Source organism: Inquilinus sp., assembly GCF_057815775.1.
Genome location: NZ_JBYRFX010000210.1, coordinates 1 through 2,740, shown reverse-complemented (window position 1 = coordinate 2,740; position 2,740 = coordinate 1). Strand labels below are relative to the sequence as shown.

Here is a 2,740-nt window from a genome sequence, read left to right as displayed (position 1 = left end):
TTGATCTCCATGTAGCGGCCCTCGCCATCCTCCGGCGGGGCGGCGGAGCCGATCTCCTTCTTGATCCGCTCGGACGAGCCTTCGCCGATCAACAGGTTATGGTTGCGCCGGATGTACGCGATGATCGCCTCGTCCATCTTGTCGCCCCCGACCCGGACCGAACGGGAGTAGACGATGCCGCCGAGCGACAGCACCGCGACCTCGGTGGTGCCGCCGCCGATGTCGACCACCATGCTGCCGGTCGGCTCGGTCACCGGCAGGCCGGCGCCGATCGCCGCCGCCATCGGCTCCTCGATCAGGTAGACCCGGCGGGCGCCGGCGCTCTCGGCCGATTCCTGGATGGCACGGCGCTCGACCGCGGTCGACCCCGACGGCACGCAGATGATCATCTCAGGCGCCGCGAAGCTGCGCCGGTTGCTGACCTTGCGGATGAAATGCTTGATCATTTCCTCCGCCACCTCGAAATCGGCGATGACGCCGTCGCGCAGCGGCCGGATGGCGGTGATGTTGCCCGGCGTACGGCCAAGCATCAGCTTGGCCTCGTCGCCAACCGCCAGAACCTGCTTCTTGCCACGAATCGTCGTAATTGCGACGACCGACGGTTCATTCAGGACGATGCCACGGCCTTTGACATAGACCAGGGTGTTCGCCGTGCCGAGATCGATGGCCATATCGGCGGAGAGGAAACCGAAAAAATTGAACATGCGGCTGTGATTTCCTGTCAGCCGGACGCGGCTGGGAGGGGTCCAGAGCGAGGGGCGGAGACGGCGGGCCGATCCCGCCGACGCGTTGCTTTAGACCAGCCTGCTCCGAGTCTCAAGGGGAGAGTCGGACACGCCCGACTCGCCTCAAAATCACATGCCGTGTTCGGCCATCGCCCCGCTGACGCCGACATCGCGCGGCGGTGCGCACTGGCCCGGGCGGCGATAGACGCAGATATCGCCGGGGCAGCTCTCCAGACGGTAGCCGGTGTTGGCAGGCATCTGGTCCGGCCGCGCCATGATGTAATTGAAGGCTGCGGCACCGCGCCAGAACCGCCTGTTGTCGTCGCCATACCAGAACACCGGCACGTCGCGGTGCAGCGTGGCGTAGCCCGGCAGGTCCGACCACGGCGTCAGCAGGCCGAGGCCGCACAGCGCCTCGCTGTCGTGCAGCACCTCGGCGGCCGCGATGCCGGACGCGACCCGCGTCCACTCCGGCGCCCAGCGGTCGCTGACCGACAGCAGGCCCGAGGCCAGCAGCCAGGCGGCGCACAGCACGACCAGCGGCGCCCAACGCGGGCCGGGCAACACCCCGGACAGTCGCTTGGCCAGACGTTCGGTCCCGAGTGCCGCGAGGATCAGCAGGAACGGCAGCGCCGGCAGGACGAACCGGTATTCCTTATGGGCGACGAAGGTGTGCGACAGCACGATGGCGACCGGCACCGCGACCAGCATCGGCTGGCCCCGGGCGCCCATCACGATCAGCGCGGCCATCGGCAACAGCCACCAGGACCAGATCGCCGCGTATTCCTGGAAATAGAAGCCGAGCGGCATCACGCCGAAGCTGCGGCTCTTCTCCTCGACGATGTTGATCCAGAAGTTCTTCAGCACCGATTGGAACGGCCAGCCGAGCGTGGCCCAGTCGAGCAGGCCGTTGCACAGCACCACCGGCACCAGCCCGGCCAGCAGCATCGGCCGCATCCGGCCGCGCCAGTCGCCGCGGCCGGCGACGACGATGGCGGTCAGGATCGCCGGCGCCAGGTGGAAGCGGAAGACGAAGACGAAGCCGAACAACAGGCCCGCCGCGATCAGCCGCCGGTGGTCGCCGGTTTCGGCGGTCCAGGCCAGCCAGCAACCGACCAGCAGCAGGCTGGTGGCGATCGATTCGGTCAGCGCGGTCGGGGCGTAGTAGATCAGTTCGAACCAGATCGTGGCGATGAAGGCGGCGGTCAGCCCGGCCGTCAGCCCGGAGACGCGGCGGGCCCACAGGAAGGCCACGACGGGAATGCTGAGCGAGAGGGCCGACCACAGCAGCTTCGAGACGCCGAGATAGGCGGCCGGTTCGTCGCTGACCCAGGACACCGCCTTCATCAGCCCGGCCAGCATGCCTGGCAGCACCCAGGACCGGATGCCATCGCGGTATTCCCACGGCACGATGCCGCGGCCGAAGGCCAGGCGATGCGCCTGTTCGTAATACTGGAACAGCTCGTCGGCGTGATGGATGCGCGGGAAGGCCAGGGCCAGGGCGAAGCGCAGCAGCAGCCCGAAGGTGATCAGGCCGGCGAGGCCGATCGCCCAGCTGGGCCAGCGGTCGAGCACCCCCGGCCGCGACGGATAAGGCAGGGCAACTGAGGCTGCGGCGCCGGCCGGTCGGCCTGGGTAGCGATCGGCGACGGAGGGGTCGACCGGCCGGCGGTGTTCCACAGTGTCGTCGGTCATGTCGTCCCGAATCGCGCCAATCAAATAATAGTGTGATGCTGCCTATAACACCGGCAACGCCGTTTTCGTCCGGTAAATTCTACAAAAAGCATCATAACCACAATCTTGTTCAGACTTTGTCCCCGGTGGCCGGAACGGCAATCGCCCCGACCTGCGGTGGGCCACCCGGGATTAAAACCCTACGGGGTTCACACATTTCGGATTTCGTTAGCGAGGGCGTTCTGGGAATGATTCAAGAGGCGCGCTGTCGGGTAAATTGCGGGGTGCGAGATGGCGCGGCGTGCTGCGGTGCTTGGGGATGCGCGACGGGATGCGCGCGC

The 2,740-nt window shown here is 67.1% G+C and carries 2 protein-coding genes; both read right to left on the bottom strand.

Annotated elements, in window-relative coordinates:
- On the bottom strand, nt 1-704 hold a 704-nt coding region (locus AC3XYG_RS07370; protein ID WP_489139161.1), incomplete at its 3' end, for a rod shape-determining protein.
- 150 nt (nt 705-854) lie between these two features.
- The gene (locus tag AC3XYG_RS07365; RefSeq protein WP_489139160.1) at nt 855-2,420 is read right to left on the bottom strand and encodes a glycosyltransferase family protein; all 1,566 of its coding nucleotides are present in this window, start codon (nt 2,418-2,420) and stop codon (nt 855-857) included.
- Nucleotides 2,421-2,740: the final 320 nt, after the last annotated feature.